Below are 19792 nucleotides of genomic sequence, written 5' to 3'. Positions count from 1 at the left end.
ATTTAGGTCTTTAATAATGCAAATTTCTCAACAAGATATTACAGAAGCAGTTCGACAAGGCATTATTGATGCGCGACAAGCGGATAATTTATGGCAATTTTTAACTAGCCGACCGCAATTACAACCACAATTTACTTTTGCAAACATCGCCTATTATCTCGGCGCGTTTTTAGTGCTCTGTGCAATGGCGTGGTTTCTCTCACAAGCATGGGCATTATTTGGCAGTATAGGCATTATTGGCATTGCGGTTTTATACGCTCTACTCTTTATCTTATTTGGGCGAGTTTGCTGGCGTAATCCACAACAACAAGTCGCAGGCGGGTTACTCTTTACCCTTGCGGTTTGCATGACACCACTGGCAATTTTTGGCTTATACCAATTCTTAACACAGCACGGATACGATACTTTTTTACTCAATGAAGTTGATATTTGGATGGCAGTAGGAACAATTATTGTCGGCGTAATTATGCTGAAATTTGTTGCCTTTCCCTTCTTAACAGCCCCGATAGCCGTTGCCTGTTGGTTTCTATCTATAGACCTTATTCCGACCTTACTGGCAGGAGATAATGCCTTAAGCTGGCAAATAGAACGGATGATAACGCTTTATTTTGGCATCATGATGTTACTCGGTAGCTATCTGGTTGACCGACGCACCCGCGCTGATTATGCCTTTTGGGGCTATCTCTTTGGCATGTTAGCCTTTTGGGTCAGCTTAACCCTGATTTTAATGGATAGTTCGCAAGAACAGCGTGTTATATACCTGATTGTTAATCTTAGCTTGCTAATCCTATCCGTATTATTACAACGAAAAGTATTTGTGATTTTTGGCGCGTTAGGTGTATTGATTTATGTGGGACATTTATCTTACAAAGTATTTGCCGACTCTATTCTATTTCCCTTTGTGCTCACCTTTATTGGTCTTGGCGTGATTTATTTAGGCGTGCAATACCAACGCTACGCCAGCGTCATCGGGCATAAAATACAAGAAAATCTCCCTATTTCGTTAAAATCATTACTCCCATCACAACGCACAACCATATAAATCATGCCTGAATTACCAGAAGTAGAAACCACGCGCCGAGGGATTGCGCAACACCTAGAAGGGCACAGCGTTACCACCGTCGACGTGCGTGAACCGCGCTTGCGTTGGGCTGTTCCTGCCGACCTTGCCGAACAACTCCAAGGGCAAACTCTGCAACAAATTCAACGGCGTGGTAAATACCTACTCTTTACCTACCCAACAGGACATTTAATTATTCATTTAGGCATGTCAGGCAGTTTACGCATTGTCAGCCCTGATACCGCATTAAAAAAACATGACCACGTATTAATTCAATTTGATAATCAACAATGTTTGCGCTACCACGACCCGCGCCGTTTTGGCTGTGTTCTCTGGACAAACGAACCAGCACAACAACACCCATTATTAAGCGTGTTAGGCGTTGAACCCTTAGAAAACGAATTTACAGGCGAATATTTACATCAACAAGCTCAAAAAAAACAACAAGCTGTTAAAACCTTCATCATGAATAGTCATATAGTGGTAGGGGTAGGCAATATTTATGCGAGTGAATCCCTGTTTTTAGCAGGCATACACCCAAACCGTGCAGCAGGTGACATTGACTTAACCCATTATCAAACACTCGCAAACACCATCCGCGACGTGCTGACCGCTGCCATTGCGATGGGCGGGACAACCCTACGCGACTTCGTCAACACCCAAGGCGAACCAGGCTATTTTAGCCAAACCTTGCGCGTTTATGACCGTGCAGGCTTACCCTGCCTAAACTGTGGAACACCGATTGAACGCATGGTATTAGGACAACGGGCGACCTACTACTGTCCTCAATGTCAATCCTAAACGAACACTTTTTTATTTACTTACCTGTGTAATCACCAAAATGTCAGAGCAACCCATACTAATTGTTGAAGATGAAGCCCCGATTCGGGAAATGTTAAACCTTGCCTTGAGTAAAGCGGGGTTTACGGTTACAGAGGCTGCTGATGTCCGTCAAGCACAGACCCTAATTTTTAACCAACTCCCCAAACTGATTTTATTAGACTGGATGTTACCCAATAAAGTCAGTGGAATAGAATTTGCGCGTCAACTAAAAAAAGAGCCTCAAACCCAAGAAATCCCTATCATCATGCTGACCGCACGCGGTGAAGAAAGCGACAAAATTCGTGGCTTAGAAGTTGGCGCAGATGACTATGTGACAAAACCCTTTTCCCCCCGTGAACTCGTTGCCCGTATTAAAGCGGTTCTTCGTCGTGCCTCGACCCATTCTGAAGGTGAACAACTCGCGGTTAATGAATTACGCCTAGACCCCAATGAACACCGCGTGATGATTGCAGGGCAAGAGGTTCAAATGGGTCCGACAGAATTTCGCTTACTTTATTTCTTCATGCGTCACCCTGAACGGGTTTACAGCCGTAGCCAAGTATTAGACCAAGTTTGGGGGGGAAATGTTTACATTGAAGAAAGAACAGTTGATGTTCATATTCGCCGTTTACGCAAAGCCTTAGCTGACCATAACTATGATTATTTAATTCAAACTGTACGCGGTGTGGGCTATCGGTTTTCGACGAAGGAGTAATTGTAATACCTATTTTTTAGAACATACCTTTAATACTTAACACTTATAATACTTAACTCTCATAAAAAGCGCAGATTCGTATTAATACGTCTGCGCTTTTTTTATGCTAATTTATCCATAAAGTACAAACGCTTTCTAAAATATTCCCATTGAAAACTTTAAAGGTGCTGTATGCAATTTAATGTTGAAGGATTGAATGAACAAGCGGTGATTGAGTCACGTCAATTACATGGTTCTAATGCCGTCGCAACACAAGCGAGTGAAACATTCTGGGAAAAACTCTTCGCTAATTTTCAAGACCCTATCATTATTATTTTATTGATAGCGTTAAGCATTACCTTGATTTTAGCGGGCTTGGGGTACGCTGAATGGTATGAGGGCGTTGGAATTGCGATTGCGGTGATTTTAGCGACGTTTATTGCGACATGGTCTGAGCATAGTAATGAGGGGCGGTTTCGGCAGTTATTAGAAGAATCTTCCCGAATTCAAGTGAAAGTCTTTCGTCAAAAACGGTTAATGCACTTACCAATTGATGAGTTAGTCGTTGGGGATTATGTCTTTTTGCAATCTGGCGATACGATTCCCGCTGATGGTGTGTTAGTGGCTGGTCATCTCGATGTCGATGAGGCAGCTTTAACAGGTGAGTCGGAAACCTTGCAAAAACGCGCAACAGCGTTGGACGATGCAGAAAAGCAAGTATTTAGAGCAGGTTTAATTGTCGATGGGGAAGCGGTGATGCATGTTTTAGCTGTTGGGGCGCAAACGCTTTATGGTAAAACAATGCATGAGTTGGGAACAGCCGTCGATAGGTTGTCGCCGTTACAGGAAAAATTGGGTTTATTAGGTAAGCAAATCGCGCATGTTGCCTATTTTGGTGCGGGGTTTATTTTTCTGGCTTTTATGTTAAATCAGATTTTTTTAACGCATGAAGCTGGGATTAGTGCTTATTTTCAACAGCCGTTAGGCATTATTTTTCATGATATTTTTACCGCATTAATTTTATCTATCATTGTGATTGTCGTTGCTGTGCCTGAGGGGTTGCCGATGATGATTGCGATGGTTTTAGCGATTAATATGAAAAAATTGTTATCAGTTAAGGTGTTAGTGCGTAAATTGTTGGGGATTGAAACTGCTGGCAGTTTAACGGTGTTGTTTACGGATAAAACGGGAACATTGACACAAGGGCGTTTAGTGGTTGAAACGGTGTTGTTAGGGCAAGGCGAGGCTTTTCAGCAGTTTGCAGAGATGCCTAGCCGTTTGGGTAAGATGTTAGGGTTTGCCTTGCGGAATAATACGAGTGCGGTGATTGATATGCATGACCCCGCACATCCTGCTTTTGTCGGGGCTGACCGTACCGAACAGGCGTTATTGCGTTTTGTGCAAACTGAGTTAGTTCAGCAGGATGAATTAACGGTTGTGGAGCGTGTGCCGTTTAATAGTGGGCGTAAGTTTTCAGCGGTGCAGGTTGAAAGTCCGTCGATGTCGTTGACTTTGGTGAAAGGTGCGCCTGATATTTTGCTGGCACATTGTACGGATTGTTTAGATAAAGAGGGGAATCCTTTAACGTGGAAGGATAAAGTCGCGTTGCAAACGGCGATGCAAGCGTTATCAGCGCGGGCAATGCGGTTGTTAGCGGTTGCTGTGACGACTGAGCCGATTCCTGCGGATAAAAGTTTGCCGAAGCGTTTAACTTTGTTAGGCGTTTTTGGTTTGCGTGATGCATTGCGCGAAACGTCTTATCATGCGGTGAAAGAAGCGAAAAAAGCAGGTATTCAGGTGGTGATGATTACGGGGGATGCTAAGGAAACCGCGCAGGCAATCGCTCGTGATGTGGGTTTATTGGAGGATGATGTGCAGGCATTAGTATTAAGTTCTAGTGAATTACAAACGTTATCAGATGCTGAATTAGCCGAGCGGTTGCCTCATTTGCGTGTTGTGTCGCGGGCATTTCCCACGGATAAAAGTCGGTTAGTGCGTATTGCGAAGTCGTTAAATTGGGTTGTGGGGATGACAGGCGATGGGGTGAACGATGCGCCAGCGGTGAAAAATGCCGATGTGGGTTTTGCGATGGGTAGCGGAACGGAGATGACGAAGGAATCTAGCGATATTGTGATACTTGATGATAATTTCGTGTCGTTGACGAAAGCGGTGTTGTATGGGCGGACATTGTTTAAATCGATTCGAAAATTTTTAGTTTTTCAATTAACCGTGAGTTTATCCGCCGTTTTGGTTGCGTTTTTCGCGCCGTTTGTGGGGTTTGAATTGCCTTTAACCATGACGCAGTTATTGTGGTTAAACATTATTATGGATACGTTGGCAGGCTTGGCATTAGCGGGTGAAGCGGCTTTAAGTCGTTATATGTTAGAGCCACCGATTCCAAAAAATGAGCCGATTATTAATCGTGATATGGCGATGGCGGTTTTAGTGAATGGTTTTATTGCGACGATGGCAAGCATTTGGTTTTTAACCAGTCCTATCACAAAATCTTTATTTACAGGAGGATATGAAGTAGGGAGTGAAGAAGCGCGAGCGGTCTTTTTAAGTGCATTTTTTGCGTTTTTTGTATTTTTGCAGGTGTTTAATACGTTTAATGCGCGGACGCAGGGATTAAATTTGTTTGAAAATATTCTGCAAAATACTTTCTTTTTACCGATTATTGCCTTTATTTTCACCATTCAAATGCTCATGGTACATTTTGGCGGTGATATTATGCGCACGGTGGGTTTAAGTATGACAGAATGGCTTTATGTTATTGCCTTTTCTGCTATTTTGATTCCCGTCGATTTGTGCCGTAAGTTTATCCGTAATCGATTAGGCGGAAATCCTGTGATTTATGCAGGATAATTAAACAAGCTCGACGGATATCCTTGCTTAAAGCGGTGGTATCCGTTGTTAATTTAAGAGATAAGCAAGGATGTATCAGGCTTTTCTTAACTGGTTTCTACCGCAAAGTTGTTTTCTCTGTGGCACAGAGAACGAGCAAGCGATTTGTGCAAGTTGTTTACAGGCTTTAGCCCGTACAGAACAGGCTTGTTTACGTTGCGGGGCACATCTTACAACACCGCATCAAGTCTGCGGTCACTGTTTACGCCATCCGCCGCCCTATCAACGCTTACAAGCAGCGTTTGCTTATACTTATCCAACTACGAAATTAATTCAAGCAGCGAAATTTCACAATAATTTAGCGGTGTTACATTTTTTAGGACAATGGATGGCTCGCTGTATGTTGTTGAATAATCCGCCTGATGTCTTAATTCCAATCCCTTTACATCCGCAACGTTTAAGAACACGAGGCTATAATCAAGCGGTTGAATTAGCTAAACAAGTGAGCTTTTTAACAAAAATTCCTTATGACGATGTCGCTTGCATTCGGCATAAAAATACGTCTCCACAAACTCGCTTATCGGCTCATTTACGTCGTGAAAATTTAAAAGATGCATTTAGCGTGCTATATACCCGCCCGCAGTGGCAACGGGTGTGCCTTATCGACGATGTCGTTACAACAGGTTCAACTGTAAAAGAATTAGCGCACGAATTACGCCGAGCAGGCATAAAACAAGTTGATGTCTGGTGTTGTGCAAAAGCTTAAATCGTTTAACCATAAATCGTAAAAAATAAACTTGCATTGCTCTTAACGTAAACGTAAACTTATGTGCAGAAATTTTAGAGCTAACATCTTACAAATGATAGTAAAATTAATAGAAAACTGCTTTTTCTTATTTTTCAAAGTTCTGTTTAACCCGTCAAACTACAAGGTTATCCACCAATGAAAGTATTAGTAGCTGTTAAACGTGTCGTTGATTACAACGTAAAAATACGCGCAAAAGCGGACGGTTCTGATGTTGATATTGCCAACGTCAAAATGTCGATGAATCCATTTGATGAAATCGCCGTTGAGGAAGCGGTTCGCTTACAAGAGGCTGGCATTGCTAAAGAAGTCGTTTTTGTCTCTTTGGGCGTTTCTCAATGCCAAGAGGTTTTACGGACTGCCTTAGCTATGGGGGGAGACCGTGCGGTTTTAGTTGAAAGTAATACCGAATTGCAACCCCTAGCCGTTGCAAAACTTTTAAAAGCCGTTGTTGAAAAAGAACAACCGCAATTAGTGATTTTAGGCAAACAAGCGATTGATGATGATGCGAATCAAACAGGGCAAATGCTCGCGGCATTATTAGGCTGGGCACAAGGGACTTTTGCCTCTAAAGTGACGGTACAAGGTGATAATCTCGAAGTTGTGCGTGAAGTCGATGGCGGTTTAGAAACCTTAAAGTTAACCTTACCCGCCATTGTTACGACGGATTTACGCTTAAATGAACCGCGCTATGTAAAATTGCCTAATATTATGAAGGCAAAGAAAAAACCATTAGATATATCAACCCCTGAACAATTAGGCGTAGATGTCACCCCGCGTTTAGTGACATTAAAAGTCCAAGAACCCGCAGGGCGTAAAGCGGGAATTAAAGTCGCGGATGTGCAAGAACTGGTTAATAAACTCAAAAACGAAGCAAAGGTTATCTAAATGTCTATTCTCGTTATTGCCGAACATGATAATAATAGCTTAAAACCCAGCACCTTAAACACGGTAAAAGCCGCTAGTTTAGTCGGTAACGATATTCACGTTTTAGTCGCTGGACATAATGCCCAAGCGGTTGCTCAAACCGTCGCAGGTGTTGCAGGCGTTAGCAAAGTCTTACACGTCGACGCGCCACAATATGCGCATTCTCTAGCGGAAAATGTGGCAGATTTAATTTTAAGTATTGCAAAGAATTACAGCCATTTATTCGCGGCAGCGACAACGTTCGGGAAAAATGTCATGCCTCGCGTTGCGGCTTTATTAGACGTTGCACAACTCTCTGAAATCAGTGCTGTTGTTAGTGCTGATACCTTTGTTCGTCCGATTTATGCGGGTAACGTTTTAGCAACCGTACAATCTAAAGATGCGATTAAAGTCATTACGGTTCGTATTACCAACTTTGAAGCTGCTAGCACAGGCAGTGCTCTTGCACCGATTGAAAACATGAGCGCGGTCGCAGACAGTGGCAAGTCACAATTTGTGACACAAACTTTAAGCAAATCTGAACGCCCCGAATTAACCAGTGCACGTGTGGTCATTTCTGGTGGGCGAGGCATGGCAAGCGGGGATAATTTCCAATTACTAGAAAAAATTGCGGATAAATTAAACGCGGCAATTGGGGCATCACGTGCTGCTGTCGACGCGGGTTTTGTGCCGAATGATTATCAAGTCGGACAAACAGGGAAAGTCGTCGCCCCTGATTTATATATTGCCGTTGGTATTTCTGGCGCGATTCAACACTTAGCGGGAATGAAAGACAGTAAGGTGATTGTGGCGATTAATAAAGATGAAGAAGCCCCGATTTTTCAAATTGCGGATTATGGTTTAGTCGGCGATTTATTTACGGTATTACCTGAATTGGAGAAAGCGTTATAACAATCGTAAAAGATTTTTAGCTTGCTTTAGAATCCAATAAAATTAAACGGATATCACAAATTTAACTGTGGTATCCGTTTTTGTTGTGCAAGTGATTACGCTTTTACTTGCGTTTCAGAACTATCGGTATTGCCCAGATTATCCTTCCACGTCAACTTAATCGTATCGCCTTCTTTGGCATTTTTCAGATTGAATGCGCAATAAGGATTTTGAGAAATTCCCGCGCTCCAAATAGCATCCATCACCACTTTGCCATTGTGTTCACACACCAATGAATCGATAAAATGTGCGGGGACTAATTGCCCTGTTTCTTTATCTTTACGTGAACCTGTTTCCATTGGATGGCTAATCAAAGCCTTAATTTCGGTGATACCATCTTTTAATTTCGCTTGAATGCGTATGCTAGACATCTTAACAAATTCCCCTTGTGTAATTAGCCACCACATCCGCCGATAGTCACTTTGACTTCTTTCTTCGCAGAAAAAAGTTTGCCATCTGCTTCTACGATTGCAATAACGTCGCTTGTTCCACCCATTTTAATCCGTGTAGAAATAAAGCCATCTAAATCGGCATTTAACATGAACTTAGCGACTAAAGGCACGGGATTTTTTGGCACAATTAGTGTTAATGATTGCGGATTAGGCAGTTTAATGGTCACTTGTACAGGTACAACGGCACCGTTTTCAGCAATTTCGGGGGCTTTTACCTCAATATCAGCACTTTCTGTGACGTCAGAACTTTTATATAAAGTCTTAATCACTTCATCAGGGTCTTTACTCGCAAACGCGGGTTTTATCTCCGCAGACCATTCCGCCATACTAGATTGCGGGAGGACGCTTGCACCGACGAGCGCGACACCGCTTGCTAACGAGCCTTGTAAAAAGGTTCTACGATTTGCCATAAGGCTATCCTCCAAATAAGTTGGTCAATAACAGGCTTACCATTCAGGGTAATAGACTGACCAAATGGTTATTAATTGTCTATCCGTAACAATGTCTATGCTCAGGAAACGAATTTGTTAAGGTATATCATAGTTACTTTGAATTTCAAACCGTCTGTTTTTTTCTAAGCTAAGAATAACTGATTATAGCCAGTCAGAATGTTGGTAAATTCATTCTGTTAGCGTGGCACGTTCATCCCATCTGCTGCCAATTCTGCCACATTATCCCCTGTCAAACTTTCTAAAAAATGGACTAAGGCTTGTTGCTCTATCATATTTAATTGTAAAGGGCGAATCAGGGGGCTGCTAAATTCATGTGGATAACCGCCTTGATTATAAAACGCAACCACTTCTGTCAATGTGCTAAAAGACCCATCATGCATATACGGTGCGGTTAATGCGACATTACGTAAGGATGGCGTGCGATAGTGCCAGCGGTCAGCAGGATTCTGGGTAACTTCATAACGTCCTAAATCATTTGGTACTTTTTCGCTCACTTGTTGTAAAACAGATTGTTCTACTTCAATAAAAACCATTGGCGCAACCTGAATTTTTTGTTTTTCTAATGGTTTTCGCATACTGTTAAACCAGCCTAAACCCGTATCGTGTAATTGCTGGTCAGTAAATAATGCATAATCTTTTGCAATAACATGACATTGGCTACAACCCGCTTTTCCTGTAAACAATTGAAATCCTTGTTGTGCCTCTGCCGACAATGCATCTTGTTGTTTAGCAAAATACCAACGGTCAAAGGGAGAATTGGCAGATAACAGCGTGCGTTGATAACTGGCAAGGGCTTGTCCTAAGGTTTCTATTGTTGCGGGACGACCTGCAAAGGCTTGAGTGAATAATTTTTTATAATCAGGTAACTGATTTATTTTATTTAATAAAAAACCAATAGCAGGGTTTGCCATTTCATTCTGTGCCAATAAGGGCGAAAACGCCTGCGTTTCTAATTGGGTTTCGCGCCCATCATGGAAAAGGCTTTGTAAATAAGCAACATTGTATAAAGTGGGCGAATTACGGCGCACGGTGCGCCCCTCTACACCAACTGCTGTTTTTAATTCATTTGCGGTAAAGCCTTGTTCTGGTATATGACACATGCCGCAAGACATGGTGTTATTTAATGACAAACGACGGTCATAAAATAACTTACGTCCCAATTCAATTTTTTCACGGGTTAAAGGATTCTCCGCAGGAACAGGCAAAGGCGGTAAACCTAACGGTGGGTTTTGCGCAAGAGCAAGTAAATCAAGTTTGGGCTGAACAATCGCCGTATTAGCAGAAACGTAGCGGTTATCTTCTGTATTAGCAATAATATTTTGTTCTTCTAATAATAAAGTTTTAACATCATTTAATAATAAATCAGGGTTTAAAAAAGAAACACTGTAAATATTGCGAATTTGTTGTTGACGGTCAATTAAAAAAACTTTTAAAACATGGGTATAAGTCCCTATAAAACGACCATTTTCATCATAATCTTGTAAAATAGTTTGTCCGTAACCATTTAAAATAGGACGTAATTTATCTAAAGAGGCGGTGGTTAAAAATTGCCAATTTGCTTCTTTTGCAATATCGCCACCTGCATATAAACGCATAATTTCAGGGGTATCATGCAAGGGGTCAAAACTTAAGGTGAGCAAGCGTAAATTAGCTGCTAACTTAGGATTTTTCTGCATTTGCGCGTGAATTTTATGCAGGGTTGCAAACGCAAGTGGGCAACCATTGACATCATTGCAGAGGGTGTACATAAAACTCAGTAAAATAACTTTTTGCGCAAAAACATCATGCAACGCGGTTGTGTCGCCCAAAGCGGTTAAGACTTCGCCATCTGGAGCTGATTTAATCACAGGCAATTGATAACTAGCAGGCTCAGGCAGAGCATAAACGGATTTTTGTGCATAACTACAAACAGAAAACCCGTAAAAGAGGGCGATAAAAAAAATACGGATTGTTTTATTATTAATGCGCATCAATTTCCCGCCAAAATGCGCTGATATTCTCAATACTGTAGAATTTGACCAATAAAGCTATTAATTTCTCATCGCTGAGTTGAAACAGGCGTTCTTTTTCTTCCACCATCAAGGGCGCGAAACGGTTTTCTAACAACACGATTAAGGCTTCGGCTTTGCCTTCCGCTTTACCTTCCACTCTCCCCTTGAAAATCCCCTCTTCGAGTCCTTCTATTCTTCCCTTGAAAATCCCTTCTTCCAGTCCTTCAGCTTTACCTTCGGCTCTGCCTACAGCTCTTTCCTGTTGCCGTATTTGTTGAATCGCATTATCTAACATGGCTTTTGCCTCATATTTATCGTGATAGACCTGTTCTAAACTTTGGTAGTCTTCTGCTTGCCATTGTATAAGACGATGGGAAAAATCGGCGGGAGTTTTTCACTTTAGAAAGAAATTACTTAATGAGTTTCAATTTCTCGCCAAAATGCGCTGATATTCTCAATGCTGTAGAATTTGACCAATAAAGCTATTAATTTCTCATCGCTGAGTTGAAACAGGCGTTCTTTTTCTTCCGTCATCAAGGGCGAGAAACGGTTTTCTAATAGCACGATTAAGGCTTCGGCTTTGCCTTCTGCTTTACCTTCCACTCTCCCCTTGAAAATCCCCTCTTCGAGTCCTTCTATTCTTCCCTTAAAAATCCCTTCTTCCAGTCCTTCGGCTCTGCCTACAGCTCTTTCCTGTTGCCGTATTTGTTGAATCGCATTATCTAACATGGCTTTTGCCTCATATTTATCGTGATAGACCTGTTCTAAACTTTGGTAGTCTTCTGCTGAACGTCGTCCGTGTAGCATTAATTGTGCAAACCAATTGGCTAATAACGAAACGCCTTCTTGTTGTTCAGTCTTGTTGTTCAGTTTCAAATAAGTTTAGTACTTGTGTAATGAGTAGTTCTATATCGTTGGGGTAGGTTTCTGCGAGGAATAGCGTTGAAACCAGATTTTTGATTTGTAGTAGTTGTTCTTGACTATATTCATTTTCAGCGATTTTGAAAAAACGGAAATCAGGGGTATAGCCTTTTAATAAGTCAGGTTCTTCTAAAATTTCTCGTAATCGGGTGGGCTTATTCCATTTCTCTTCGCCATTGTATAAAACAACAGGAAAAATCGGCGGGAGTTTTTTTACTTTGGGACGAGTTTCTGCATAGTCTAGCCAGAAGCTACAGAGGTAGTGCAGAACGCGCAACGCCATGAACCATACAACGGATGATTGAAATTCTAAGAGCACATAAATATAGGCTTCTTGTTCTTTAAATTTAACTTTGTAAATTAAATCGCTTTCGGTTTCTTTGTAGTGTTCAGAGATGAAAGATTTATCGAGACGTTCAGCGGTTTCAAAGTCAATTTCTTGAACCCAAGGTTCTGGGACGAAGGTTTGTAGGAGTTGGCGGAAAAAGGTTTTATTGGAAAAGAGCTTTTTGTAGCCTCGGTCGTGAAGGGTTTGCATGGTTTAATCAGCTTTATTCTCTGGCTGTGCTGAATTATCTGTGATGAGTTCCACGCTGGCTAATAGCATTTCATCGCCGCTAATAACTTGGGTTTGCCACGCGCCACAGTGGGCGCAAAGTAGGCGATTAATACTAACTTCACTTTCAGCTTGGCACTGTTGGCAACGCACTTTAACGCCTAAGGTTTGGCAGATTAATGTCGCTTGTTCGGCAACTGTTCCTGCTTGGGCGATGCTGAAGGCTTGGCGGAGTAGTTCAGGCTCAACCCCGCTTAATACGCCAATTTGTAGGGTAATGCTGGCAACACGTCGGGCTTGATGCGTTTGGGCAATTGCTTCTACTTGATTTAATAAGCTGTAACAGATTGATAATTCGTGCATATTAAAAGGGTTCGTTCGCTTGGGCGTTGGCGATTTCGTCTAATAATTCCCATGTTGTTTGTGCATCTTGTTCGGTCATTTTTTGCAACGCATAGCCTACGTGTACCATGACGTATTCGCCAGCGACTGGCATATCATGTTGTAACATAAATAAATTAATGTCACGTTCGACACCTTTTGCTTGACAGCGGGCATTAAAGCCATTGATTTCTACAACTTGCATGGGAATACCTAAACACATAAAAAAACCTCAGTTTGTTTGCTTAAAAACCCTGTAGAGAGGGAGTGATTGAATTCATAACAGGGCTGTCAAAATTATCACGCTTTACTTATTTTATTTATTTTAATAGATAAATTTTTATAATCATGCTGAAACCGAGAAATTAATATTGCGGTCTCTCTAGCAATTTACATCTGTATTTCGTCAACTTCTCATCTCATTTTGTTTTAACTGTATATTTTATAATGAGTTAGTTTGTAAAAATGATGTTGGTATATCTTTTGCGCTATAGAAAGTAACCCTAAAAATAATTGTGCAAGGAGATATACTAAAATGTATTTAAAAGCTTTTTTCGTTGGTGCTATTGGTTTTTGTTCAGCGCAAGTGGGCTGGGCTGGGGAAGCACAAACGTTAAACACTGTTCCGCAATTTTCGGCTGTTCCACAAATAACAAGCCGTGTGCCATCAATAGAAACAGAGTTGCGGGCGGATATCCCTGATTTTCAAACCTTTCAAGAACGCACCCGTCGCCATTCTGAAGATGTTACGGTCATTGCAGCAGCGAAAAAAAACGTTAAAGAGCCTGTCTAACGATTTCACCTTTGTTTTTGTTTGAAGTGTCATTTTTATGACAGGTAGGTGTAAGATGCAACGACCACGTAATAAAAAAGCCATTCAGGCTACACTCCTCCTGAATGGCTTCCTGATTATCTAATGCCTTTCATCCGTTTACACGCCTAAATAATTTAAAATCCCTTCTGCTGCTTGACGACCTTCATAAACAGCAGTCACGACTAAATCTGAGCCGCGCACCATATCCCCACCCGCAAACACTTTTTTATTGGTCGTTTGGAAAGCAAACTCTTGGCTTGCTGGGGCTTTAACCCGTCCATTGCTTTCTACGTCGATATTAAAGTCTTTAAACCAAGTCGCTGGACTAGGACGGAAACCAAAGGCGATTAATACCACGTCGGCTGGAATAACTTCTTCACTGCCTTGAACGACTTGCGGGCTACGGCGACCGCGTGCATCGGGTTGACCGAGTTCTGTTGTGACGACTTTTACACCTTCTGCTTGTCCTTCGCCGACAATGCTAACAGGTTGACGATTCCATAAAAATTGTACGCCTTCCTCTTTTGCATTCGCAACTTCGCGTTTAGAACCAGGCATATTGGCTTCATCTCGACGATAAGCACAAGTGACGCTCGCCGCGCCTTGACGGATAGCGGTACGATTGCAGTCCATCGCGGTGTCACCGCCACCTAAAACGACAACATGCTTACCTTTCAGATTAATATAACCATCTTGCATTTCTAAGCCTGCGCGAATATCGGCTTTGGTTTCCCAGTTTTCTACATGGCTGATATTGCCGACTAAATACGGTAAGGCTTTATAGACTCCTTTAAGGTTTTCACCCGCAAAACCGCCTTGCATGTAGTTATAAGTACCCATGCCTAAAAAGACGGCATCGTATTCATTCAATAATTGTTGAAAACTGATGTCACGACCAATTTCTGTATTGAGAATGAACTTAATGCCCATGCCTTCCATGATTTGGCGACGAACACGGACGACTTGTTTTTCTAATTTAAAGGAGGGAATGCCGAAAGTCAGTAAGCCACCAATTTCGGGATAGCGGTCATAAACGACGGCTTTAACCCCATTACGGCTTAAAATATCTGCACAGGCTAAACCTGCAGGGCCTGCGCCAACAATCGCGACTTTTTTCCCTGTTTGTACTACTTTAGACAAATCAGGTCGCCAGCCTTGTTTATAGGCTTCGTCGGTAATGAATTTTTCAATAGAACCAATCGTAACCGCGCCAAAGCCATCGCCTAAGGTGCAAGCACCTTCGCATAAGCGGTCTTGAGGACAGACTCGCCCGCAAATTTCAGGCAGTGAGTTGGTTTTATGGGATAATTCTGCCGCTTCAAATAAATTGCCTTCTCTTATCAGTTTCAACCAGTTAGGGATGTAGTTATGAACGGGGCATTTCCATTCGCAATAGGGATTACCACATTCTAAACAACGTCCTGCTTGGTTGCCTGCCTCTGAGTTGTCGAATTGTCCATAAATTTCGTTCCATGTATGAATCCGAACTCGACTTTCGGTTTTTTCAGGGTCTAGGCGGGGTAAATTAAGAAATTGAAAATTGTCGCTCATTGTTGCAAATACCAAATTGAATACGTTCAAAAAGGGGAGCGGGGCGAGGGTTTCGCCCCAACAAACACGTTACGCCGCTTTATTGACCAAACTGTCTAACAGCGAGCCGATTTCGCTTGCCCGTGGTTTAACCAGCCAGAATTTACCCACGAAACTGCTATAGTCGTCTAATAGCGTTTGTCCCCATTGGCTACCCGTTTCGCGGACAAAATCACTAATCATGCCGTATAAATGCGCACTGTGGGCTTGCATGAATTCGGGCGCGAGACGATGCACGTCGATAAGCTCATGATTGTATTTATCAACAAAGGTATTGTTTTGGTCTAGGACATAGGCAAAACCGCCTGTCATCCCCGCGCCAAAGTTAAAGCCTGTTTCGCCTAAAACAACGACAATCCCGCCTGTCATGTATTCGCAACCATGGTCGCCTACGCCCTCAACAATGGCATGTGCGCCAGAGTTACGCACGGCAAAGCGTTCACCTGCTATCCCTGCGGCGTAAAGTATGCCACCCGTCGCGCCATATAAGCAGGTATTGCCAATAATGGCGGTTTTTTGGGATTCAAAACGGCTATTTGCAGGTGGATAAATCACGATTTTGCCTGCTGCCATGCCTTTGCCCACGTAGTCATTGGCATCGCCTTCAAGGTGTAAATGCAAGCCACCCGCATTCCACACGCCAAAGCTTTGCCCTGCTGAACCTTTTAAGCGCACAGTGACTGGTTTGTCGCTCATGCCCAGATTGCCATGACGACGGGCAATTTCTCCAGAAATCCGTGCTCCAATTGAGCGGTTGACGTTACGAACAAGGTAAGAGAATTCACCGCCTAATTTACCCTCTATCGCGGGGAGTATGTCTTTTACCATTTGCTCGGCAAGTTCACCTTTATCAAAGGGTTTATTGGCAGGATGTACGCAGAATTGTGGTTTATCCGCAGCCACATTGGCATCGCTGAGAATCGGGCTTAAATCTAAATGTCTTTGTTTTTCAGTAATACCTTCTAAACGGGTGAGCAAATCGGTACGCCCGATTAAGTCGCTCATGCGTTTAATCCCTAATTGCGCTAATAATTCGCGGGTTTCCATTGCGACGAAACGGAAGTAATTCATGACCATTTCGGGCAAGCCGATGAAGTGTTCCCGACGGAGGACTTTATTTTGCGTCGCAACACCCGTCGCGCAGTTGTTCAAGTGACAAATCCGTAGATATTTACAACCTAATGCCACCATTGGCGCAGTGCCAAAACCGAAGCTTTCCGCGCCTAAAATTGCGGCTTTAATCACGTCTAAGCCTGTTTTTAATCCGCCATCGGCTTGAATCCGCACTTTATCGCGTAAATCATTTGCCCGCATAATTTGATGGGTTTCGGTCAAGCCTAATTCCCAAGGGCTACCCGCATATTTTACGGAGGTTAATGGGCTTGCGCCTGTGCCACCGTCGTAGCCTGCAATGGTGATTAAATCGGCGTAGGCTTTGGCAACACCTGCGGCAACCGTGCCGACCCCTGCTTCTGCGACTAATTTAACGGAGACTAACGCGCTGGGATTGACTTGTTTTAAGTCAAAAATCAATTGGGCTAAGTCTTCAATCGAGTAAATGTCGTGATGCGGTGGCGGAGAAATCAGCGTAACCCCAGCGGAGGAATAACGTAAGGTCGCAATCATTTCATTGACCTTATGCCCTGGTAATTGTCCGCCTTCACCTGGTTTAGCCCCTTGTGAGACTTTAATTTGCAACACTTCGGCATTGACGAGATAAGCAGGCGTGACTCCAAAACGTCCAGAGGCGACTTGTTTAATTTTCGACATCCGTTCCGTGCCATAACGAGAGGGGTCTTCGCCCCCTTCGCCAGAGTTAGAACGCCCGCCTAAACGGTTCATGGCAATGGCTAAGGCTTCATGGGCTTCAGGGGATAACGCGCCTAAAGACATGCCTGCACTGTCAAAACGCGGGAGAATGGCTTCAACAGGTTCAACGTCATCAATAGATATTGCCGTGACATCTGAACGGAGCGCGAGCAAATCGCGGAACGTCATCGGGTCGCGCTCATTCACTAATCGGCTAAACCGTTGATACTCTGAATAATCGCCCGTTTTTACAGCGGTTTGTAAGGCTTGCACAACATCGGGGTTATAAGCGTGATATTCGCCATCATGTACAAATTTTAATAACCCGCCTTGGTCTAAAGGCTTGCGTGGATTCCATGCAAGTTTATGTAATTTGCGTTGGTCGTTTTCTAAATCGTCAAACGTCGCGCCTTGAATCCGACACGTCGTATCTTTAAAGCATAAATCGACCACATCGCTATGTAAGCCAACGGCTTCGAAGAGTTGCGCACCACGATAGCTGGTAATCGTAGAAATCCCCATTTTGGAGATAATTTTGTACAAGCCTTTATTAATCCCATTACGGTAATTTTCTAAGGCTTTCGCGGCATCCATGTTTTGCATCCCGCCACTGCTTAACAAATCAAGGATACATTCATAGGCTAAATACGGATGAATTGCCGTTGCCCCGTAACCGATTAACACCGCAAAATGATGCGGGTCGCGGGCGGTGGCGGTTTCTACCACGATATTGGCATCACAACGCACCCCTTGTGCGATTAAATAATGATGCACAGCCCCAACCGCTAAAACCGCGTGTATGGGTAAATGGTCTGCTTTTAAACCTTTATCGGATAAGACAAGCAAGACTTTTCCCGCTTTTACGGCATTCGTTGCCTGTTCGCACAAGGCAAGAATGGCGGTTTTTAAGTCTTGTCCTTGCGGATAACTTAATACCAGTTTTTCATGGGCATAATCGGGGTCAGTCAACGCTAATAAGCGATTAAATTTAGAGGTTGACATAATCGGCGAGGCGATTTCTAAACGTGCCGCATGGATATCAACTTCTTCAAATAAATTTCGTTCCCGCCCAAAACATGTGCGTAAGGACATCACGATTTTTTCCCGTAAAGGGTCAATCGGGGGATTAGTCACTTGCGCAAATTGTTGGCGGAAATAGTCATAAACTGAGCGTTCTTTTTTCGATAACACCGCCATCGGCGTATCATCGCCCATAGAGCCAACCGCTTCTTGAGAGCTTTCCGCTAAAACGCGCAATACTTGGTCACGCTCTTCTAAACTAACTTGGAATTGCTTTTGATAAATCGCTAACTCTTCAGGGCTTAACTCATTTTTAACTACTTCAGGCGTGGCAATATTTTCGTCCAAGCGTTTTGCGTATTTCTTCAACCAAGTCCGATAAGGCTGACGTTGTTGCAAACGTTGGTTAATATCTTCAGGCAATAACAGCGTACCCGTTTCGGTATCTACTGCCATCATTTGCCCAGGTTTTAAACGTCCTTTCGCAATCACGTTGGCGTTATCATATTCATAAACGCCGATTTCAGACGCTAAGGTAATATAACGGTCTTCAGTAATTACATAACGTGCGGGGCGTAAGCCGTTTCTGTCCATGGTACAAGCGGCATAACGTCCATCAGTCAACACGATGCCCGCAGGACCATCCCACGATTCCATGTGCATAGAATTGTATTCATAAAACGCCCGCAAATTTGGGTCTATGCTTTCCATATTTTGCCAAGCTGGCGGAATTAATAACCGCATGGCGCGGAAAATATCCATACCGCCCGCTAACAACACCTCCAGCATATTATCTAAACTGGAAGAGTCAGAACCACTGAGCGACACTAAAGGGCGAATATCGTCCATATTGGCAATTAACGGTGTAGAAAGCTTATAACCGCGTGCCACTGCCCAATTTCGATTGCCTTGAATCGTATTAATTTCACCGTTATGCGCTAAATAACGGAACGGTTGCGCTAACCGCCATTGCGGCCATGTATTCGTAGAAAAGCGTTGATGATAAACGCATAACGCAGACTCGAAACGCGCATCGTTCAAATCAGGATAAAAAACAGGCAATTTCGCAGGCATCACTAAGCCTTTATAAGAAATTGTCCGACAAGACAGGCTAGGCACATAAAACACCTCATCGCCTTGCGCCATCAAGGTTTTTTCAGCGCGACGACGGGCAATGAATAACTGCCGCTCAAAACTGACATCGTCCCCATTTTCAGGCGCGTTGACAAAAATTTGTGCAATAAACGGTAAGGTTTTTAACGCTTCCGCGCCACACGCTTCTGCATCTGTCGGCACAACACGCCAACCCGCGACAAATAAGCCTTCTTTTTGCAACTCTGCATTTAAGGTTTGTTTAGCAAACTCAGCTTGTTGTGGATTCGTGGATAAAAACACCAAACCAGACGCATACAAAGGTGCGAGGGTAATCCCTTGCTCTTGTGCTAAAGCCCGTAAAAAAGAATCAGGTTTTTTGAATAATAAACCACAGCCATCCCCAGTTTTACCATCTGCGGCGACTGCTCCTCGGTGGGTGAGATTGTTCAACGAAGTAACGGCTGTTTGTACTAACCAATGACTCGCCTTGCCATCCATTTGGGCAATTAACCCAAAGCCGCAACTGTCTTTTTCAAACGAAGGGCGATAAAGTCCTGTCAACATATTCATCTTCACCGAAAGCATTTAAAGAATGGAAATTTAAGGGTAGGCTAGTGGAAAATTAACTA

General features: G+C 43.1%; 18 protein-coding genes. 8 read left to right on the top strand and 10 right to left on the bottom strand.

Annotated elements, in window-relative coordinates:
* Window positions 1-16: 16 nt before the first annotated feature.
* The 7 genes from BEGALDRAFT_RS11440 (at window position 17) to BEGALDRAFT_RS11410 (ending at window position 8043) form a co-directional block, all read left to right on the top strand.
* Window positions 17-1042: a DUF2157 domain-containing protein gene (locus BEGALDRAFT_RS11440; RefSeq protein WP_002690126.1), complete on the top strand. Its 1026-nt coding sequence runs from the start codon at window positions 17-19 to the stop codon at window positions 1040-1042.
* 3 nt (window positions 1043-1045) lie between these two features.
* The gene (mutM, locus tag BEGALDRAFT_RS11435; RefSeq protein ID WP_002690125.1) at window positions 1046-1861 is read left to right on the top strand and encodes a bifunctional DNA-formamidopyrimidine glycosylase/DNA-(apurinic or apyrimidinic site) lyase; all 816 of its coding nucleotides are present in this window, start codon (window positions 1046-1048) and stop codon (window positions 1859-1861) included.
* 40 nt (window positions 1862-1901) lie between these two features.
* Window positions 1902-2597, top strand: coding sequence for a phosphate regulon transcriptional regulator PhoB (gene phoB, locus BEGALDRAFT_RS11430; RefSeq protein WP_002690124.1), 696 nt, complete (start codon window positions 1902-1904; stop codon window positions 2595-2597).
* Between the two features lie 171 nt (window positions 2598-2768).
* Window positions 2769-5441, top strand: a complete 2673-nt coding sequence (locus BEGALDRAFT_RS11425) for a calcium-translocating P-type ATPase, PMCA-type (protein ID WP_002690123.1) — start codon at window positions 2769-2771, stop codon at window positions 5439-5441.
* Between the two features lie 70 nt (window positions 5442-5511).
* On the top strand, window positions 5512-6186 hold the full coding sequence (locus BEGALDRAFT_RS11420; protein ID WP_002690122.1) for a ComF family protein: 675 nt from the start codon (window positions 5512-5514) through the stop codon (window positions 6184-6186).
* Window positions 6187-6363: 177 nt separating this feature from the next.
* Window positions 6364-7113, top strand: coding sequence for an electron transfer flavoprotein subunit beta/FixA family protein (locus BEGALDRAFT_RS11415; RefSeq protein ID WP_002690121.1), 750 nt, complete (start codon window positions 6364-6366; stop codon window positions 7111-7113).
* Window positions 7114-8043 (top strand): electron transfer flavoprotein subunit alpha/FixB family protein, encoded by a 930-nt coding sequence (locus BEGALDRAFT_RS11410; RefSeq protein ID WP_002690120.1) that lies wholly within the window; start codon window positions 7114-7116, stop codon window positions 8041-8043.
* A 95-nt stretch (window positions 8044-8138) separates the two neighbouring features.
* Here BEGALDRAFT_RS11410 and soxZ read toward each other — a convergent pair whose 3' ends face one another.
* The 8 genes from soxZ to BEGALDRAFT_RS11370 form a co-directional block, all read right to left on the bottom strand.
* Window positions 8139-8453, bottom strand: a complete 315-nt coding sequence (soxZ, locus tag BEGALDRAFT_RS11405) for a thiosulfate oxidation carrier complex protein SoxZ (protein ID WP_002690119.1) — start codon at window positions 8451-8453, stop codon at window positions 8139-8141.
* Between the two features lie 23 nt (window positions 8454-8476).
* Window positions 8477-8944 carry a thiosulfate oxidation carrier protein SoxY gene (gene soxY, locus BEGALDRAFT_RS11400; RefSeq protein ID WP_002690118.1) on the bottom strand — a complete coding sequence of 156 codons (468 nt, stop codon included), beginning with the start codon at window positions 8942-8944 and terminating at the stop codon, window positions 8477-8479.
* A gap of 218 nt (window positions 8945-9162) precedes the next feature.
* Window positions 9163-10956 (bottom strand): cytochrome c peroxidase, encoded by a 1794-nt coding sequence (locus BEGALDRAFT_RS11395; RefSeq protein WP_002690117.1) that lies wholly within the window; start codon window positions 10954-10956, stop codon window positions 9163-9165.
* Window positions 10946-11272 carry a FliH/SctL family protein gene (locus BEGALDRAFT_RS11390; protein ID WP_002690116.1) on the bottom strand — a complete coding sequence of 109 codons (327 nt, stop codon included), beginning with the start codon at window positions 11270-11272 and terminating at the stop codon, window positions 10946-10948. Before BEGALDRAFT_RS11390 ends, BEGALDRAFT_RS11395 begins: the two co-directional genes overlap by 11 nt.
* Before the next feature lie 119 nt (window positions 11273-11391).
* Window positions 11392-11853 (bottom strand): RpnC/YadD family protein, encoded by a 462-nt coding sequence (locus BEGALDRAFT_RS19550; protein ID WP_002690114.1) that lies wholly within the window; start codon window positions 11851-11853, stop codon window positions 11392-11394.
* Entirely contained in the window at window positions 11831-12436 is a 606-nt protein-coding gene (locus tag BEGALDRAFT_RS19545) for an Rpn family recombination-promoting nuclease/putative transposase (protein ID WP_002690113.1), read from the bottom strand. The genes BEGALDRAFT_RS19550 and BEGALDRAFT_RS19545 overlap by 23 nt, the downstream gene beginning before the upstream one ends.
* Before the next feature lie 3 nt (window positions 12437-12439).
* Window positions 12440-12817 carry a hydrogenase maturation nickel metallochaperone HypA/HybF gene (locus BEGALDRAFT_RS11375; protein ID WP_002690112.1) on the bottom strand — a complete coding sequence of 126 codons (378 nt, stop codon included), beginning with the start codon at window positions 12815-12817 and terminating at the stop codon, window positions 12440-12442.
* 1 nt (window position 12818) lies between these two features.
* On the bottom strand, window positions 12819-13058 hold the full coding sequence (locus BEGALDRAFT_RS11370; RefSeq protein ID WP_002690111.1) for a HypC/HybG/HupF family hydrogenase formation chaperone: 240 nt from the start codon (window positions 13056-13058) through the stop codon (window positions 12819-12821).
* Window positions 13059-13370: 312 nt separating this feature from the next.
* Here BEGALDRAFT_RS11370 and BEGALDRAFT_RS11365 point away from each other — a divergent pair, with 312 nt between their 5' ends.
* Window positions 13371-13628, top strand: a complete 258-nt coding sequence (locus tag BEGALDRAFT_RS11365) for a hypothetical protein (protein WP_002690110.1) — start codon at window positions 13371-13373, stop codon at window positions 13626-13628.
* A 138-nt stretch (window positions 13629-13766) separates the two neighbouring features.
* Here the strand turns inward: BEGALDRAFT_RS11365 and BEGALDRAFT_RS11360 are convergent, their stop codons facing one another.
* Both BEGALDRAFT_RS11360 and gltB read right to left on the bottom strand, forming a co-directional pair.
* Complete coding sequence (locus BEGALDRAFT_RS11360) at window positions 13767-15200, bottom strand: FAD-dependent oxidoreductase (protein ID WP_002690108.1); 1434 nt, start codon at window positions 15198-15200, stop codon at window positions 13767-13769.
* 69 nt (window positions 15201-15269) lie between these two features.
* On the bottom strand, window positions 15270-19733 hold the full coding sequence (gltB, locus tag BEGALDRAFT_RS11355; protein ID WP_002690106.1) for a glutamate synthase large subunit: 4464 nt from the start codon (window positions 19731-19733) through the stop codon (window positions 15270-15272).
* Between the last annotated feature and the right edge of the window lie 59 nt (window positions 19734-19792).

The organism is Beggiatoa alba B18LD (assembly GCF_000245015.1).
GTDB classification, from domain to species: Bacteria; Pseudomonadota; Gammaproteobacteria; order Beggiatoales; family Beggiatoaceae; genus Beggiatoa; species Beggiatoa alba.
This window is presented reverse-complemented; position numbering and strand designations above follow the sequence as displayed.